This is a genomic window from Candidatus Jordarchaeum sp. (genome assembly GCF_052745115.1).
Map to the genome: position 1 here is coordinate 1 of NZ_JBRAKS010000341.1, position 4,107 is coordinate 4,107.

The 4,107-nt window shown below is 37.1% G+C and carries 4 protein-coding genes; 2 read left to right on the plus strand and 2 right to left on the minus strand.

All coding sequences use genetic code 11. From position 1 onward, the window contains the following. Positions 1 to 231 precede the first annotated feature (231 nt). Positions 232 to 702 carry a hypothetical protein gene (locus tag ACUVXA_RS17410; protein ID WP_445872553.1) on the minus strand — a complete coding sequence of 157 codons (471 nt, stop codon included), beginning with the start codon at positions 700 to 702 and terminating at the stop codon, positions 232 to 234. 226 nt (positions 703 to 928) lie between these two features. Here ACUVXA_RS17410 and ACUVXA_RS17415 point away from each other — a divergent pair, with 226 nt between their 5' ends. Continuing rightward, the gene (locus ACUVXA_RS17415) at positions 929 to 2,395 is read left to right on the plus strand and encodes a cation-efflux pump (RefSeq protein WP_445872554.1); all 1,467 of its coding nucleotides are present in this window, start codon (positions 929 to 931) and stop codon (positions 2,393 to 2,395) included. A gap of 189 nt (positions 2,396 to 2,584) precedes the next feature. Here ACUVXA_RS17415 and ACUVXA_RS17420 read toward each other — a convergent pair whose 3' ends face one another. Then, positions 2,585 to 3,085, minus strand: a complete 501-nt coding sequence (locus ACUVXA_RS17420) for a hypothetical protein (protein ID WP_445872555.1) — start codon at positions 3,083 to 3,085, stop codon at positions 2,585 to 2,587. 161 nt (positions 3,086 to 3,246) lie between these two features. On the opposite strand from ACUVXA_RS17420, the gene ACUVXA_RS17425 reads away from it, so the two are divergent. Further along, entirely contained in the window at positions 3,247 to 4,056 is an 810-nt protein-coding gene (locus ACUVXA_RS17425) for an MBL fold metallo-hydrolase (RefSeq protein WP_445872556.1), read from the plus strand. The last annotated feature ends 51 nt before the right edge of the window (positions 4,057 to 4,107 follow it).

A 4,107-nucleotide genomic window follows, 5' to 3' on the forward strand; every position in this document is an offset into this window, starting at 1 on the left:
ACCTTCCGCATACGAGCGCAAAAAATGATACAACCCTTGCAAAAACCGTTCTCCATCTACGGAGATTGAAAGTTTTTGACTATAACCTCTTCCATTCTTTCTAACCAAAAAGATTGAGAAGAAAAATCCGTATTTACCTCTATTTAGAGTCCGTATTCTACGTTCATATCATTATTAGCACTTAACTAAGTTACTTTCTTAAAACAATTCGATTTAAATAGGGGGCTCTTTTTATTCAAAATAGTATTTTACATCAGTCAACAGGTAAACGATTACTCCTATTCCAAAAATTAGCAAGGGTAAAGCAAATAGCGTTGTGAAACCTCCAACTACATCAAGTATTCCAGTTATAAGAGCTAAGTAATACCCCCACTTCCTCATGAATAGTAAACCTATTCCAGAGGTGGTATGTAAAACTGCCCCAATCAGCAGTGCAAACGCTCCTAAACGTAGGAGAATAAAAAGCGTTCGGTTCCAAAATGCATGGAATATAAACCATAACATGAAATATGTTCCAAACTCCATTGGTATTGGGGGCGATGGCATATAGACTATGCTCAAAACAACGTTTCCCCACACGGTCATATAGTAGGAGTAGTATAATCCCACTCCCATTAATACTCCAAACACAAGCTCTAAAAACGCCAAGATTATAAAAATGGCAGAGAATATAATTACCCCTACTGGTCTATAAACCTCCATCTAATCTCCCAACTAACATAATGTTGAAGATTATGTAATTTGTTAGGTATAAAAAGATGTCGTAAACAAAAATTCTAGTTTAAAGAAAGTAGATGATTTCTCTCTTCTACTTTGGAGTACCTAAAAGATGTTTTTTAATACACTTTTAGGGATTATTGGTTTAATTTTCGGGATTTTAAGAAAGTCTTAAAAGATTTTGGGATTTTGATTCTTTTGGTGTGTGGAAATGTCAGGTGATGCTCACCGTGAGATGCGTTTTGTTGCATTAAGCTCTGTTGTAGCTGCGGTGGTGTTGTTAATTTTAAAGTTGGTAGTGGGTTGGTTGTCACAGAGCTTGGGCATGTTGTCTGAGGCTGCGCATTCCGGTCTGGATTTAGTAGCCGCCACCATAACTTTCTTCGCGGTGCGGGCCGCTGTTAGACCTGCTGATGTTGACCACCAGTATGGTCATGGAAAAATCGACAATTTATCGGCACTAGCCGAAACGATACTTTTGTTTATTGTCTGTGGGTGGATCATCTACGAGGCGATAAATAGAATATTTTTCACAAAGGTGGCGGTGGATGCAAACATATGGACATTTATTGTGATGGCCCTGTCTATTGTGGTTAACATTTCGCGTTCCAAAGCTTTATACCGAGTGGCTAGAAAATACAATAGTCAAGCTCTGGAGGCAGATGCACTACACTTCCGCACCGATGTTTGGAGCTCAGCTGTAGTAATCGTGGGACTGGCTTTGGTCTGGATTTCTGACAACACCGGTTTAACTCTTTTAATCAGTCAGCTTCAATATGTCAATCCTGAACTATATCTGTTATACGAGTATTTCAGTTTTGATATTTTACATTATGGCGATCCTATGGCAGCTTTGATTGTGGCTTTCATAATTTTAGTTGTTAGTTATAAACTTGGGAAAAGAGCTGTGGACGCCCTTCTTGATAGAGCTCCAAGAGGATTATCTGAAAAAGTGAAAGAAGTAGTTTGTGAAACGGAAGGAGTTGAGGGATGTACACTTGTTAGAGTACGCCCATCAGGGCCCAAATATTTTGTGGATGTAATTATTTCAATAAACCAGTCAGATTCGTTGAAGAAGGCTCATGACATTTCCCTTGAAGTTGAGAAGAAAGTAAAGAACATTTTACCCAACTCGGACATCGTGATACATACCGATCCTACAGAACTGGACAGAGAGCCAATAACCCAAAAAATTAGAAACATAGCCCTGTTAAGAGAATTTAACGTTCATGATGTTCACATTTATGAAGTAAAAAAGAAAAAATTCATCGACCTTCATCTCGAAGTGCCTCCTAAACTTTCACTAAATAAAACCCACACACTCGCACACCATCTAGAAGAAGAAATAAGAAACAAAATAAGTGGAGTAGAAGAGGTAAACATTCACTTGGAACCAGCAGACAAATCGCCTACCGAATACATAGAGATAACAAGAGAATCAGAGAAAATGAGACAGGAAATTAAAGAAGTCGTTGAGAACATGATCGGTTCGGGTAGGTGTCATAATATACGAATTAGGAAGGTAAAAGACAAGTTCCATGTTTATCTCCATTGCACACTAGAGGAAAGGATGCCCATAAAAGAAGCACATGAATTAACATCTAAAATAGAGTTTAAAATAAAAAAGAAAATACCTAGAGTAGAAGAGGTCAATATTCATGCAGAACCCCAAAGTTAAAAGATTAATCACCTCGAAAATTTTGTAATTTCTCTTGTCTGCTGGTATTAGTTATCCGATTTTTTGGATTTAAAGCCTATTTAATAATTGATCATAGCTCCCATTATTAAGGAAAAAGAGAAAAAGAAAAAATTTGGAAGATTACTCAGAAGTTTGGATTCGAATATGGTTAAATCTGTAAGATGTCTTTTATTCAAAATCGTGTTTTACATCACTTGCAAGATATGAAACTAGTATTATTCCCCATAGCAGATTAATTATGCCCCATATAATCAATAGTATGTTTAGGATTGCTAGAATTCCAAAAATTATCATACCTATTCCACCCAGTAGGTATAACAATCCGACTATTATCATTATAATGCGAGCCCAGTTCTTCATTGCAAATAAGCCAATTGCTGTAGCAAAGTATATAAGCGAAACAATTAGGACACCCGCTCCGAAATATCCAATCCAGGTAGCAAGATTCATTAGACGCAGTGTTTCTGGTAAAAGCATTAGTAGTATATAGTTCTTCAACCAGAGGGGGGTGGAAGGATCTGCGAGTAGATATAGGTAATGTAGTAAATCCGCTTGTGGGTTTCCATAAAAGTTCCATCCCAAGAATGTGATCCCGGCACCGAGTATAATTCCTCCGATTGCACCTAGTAAGGCAATTATACCTATAAAAATGACTCCTGCTCTTGCCATTCAAAAACCTCCTAAATTATATTATAATGTTTTATTAATTCATTCTAGTTCAATATAAAATTTACTTTTTTTAAAAAAAATTAAGATAGTAAAACTTATTTCTACAATAATTCCTTGTTTTGCTAATTCAGTATAAAACCTAGAAAAATGAGGAGCTATTAATGATAGAGATTAACAAGTTTGAGGAAATTACTCAAATCAAAATGAGTTTAGAACTTGAAGGGCGACCACTTTACTGGACCGCTGCATATCTAATTGACGGGCTCCTCATTGACACCGGTCCAAAGCACACAGTTGAGGAATTGATAAATTATTTAAAAGGACAAAATCTTAATCTTAGATTCTCTATAAATACACACTGGCATGAGGATCACATCGGTGCTAATAAGCTTTTACAAAAGAGGGGCGTGCAAATATTTGCACATCGCGATTCAATTCCCCTAATCTCACAACCACTCAGTTTACCCCCTTACCGAGAATGGGTCTGGGGCATTCCAGAACCCACAAATGTATCACCTATACCCGAAAAAATACACACAAAAAATTACCGCTTCGATATGATAGAAACTCCAGGACACTCGGAAGGACACGTAGCGTTAGTGGAACCCAGTAAAGGTTGGTGCTTCTCGGGAGATCTCTTCTACGGAGAAAAGCCAAAGGTTACCCACCCAAAAGCGAACATCTTAGAAACCATAAATTCAATGAAAAAACTCGTAGCACTCAAGACTGACAGACTTGTCTTACTCAGCTCAACAGGCAGAATAATTGAGGATGGCCGCAAGGCTCTACAAATATGCATAGATTATCTGGAAGATCTGACTCAGAAAGCAAAAAATCTAAGAAAAAAGGGACTATCGGTAACCGCTATTCGAGAGAAGCTACTAGGTAAAGAAAGCTCTATTGCCCAAATCACAAAAGGAGAACTATCATCCGAAAATCTCATACGACTTGCTCTTCAAAATAATCCATAAGAATAAGCTTACGCAGTCTTATTTAAAAAAATAAGAAATCAATATTTATTT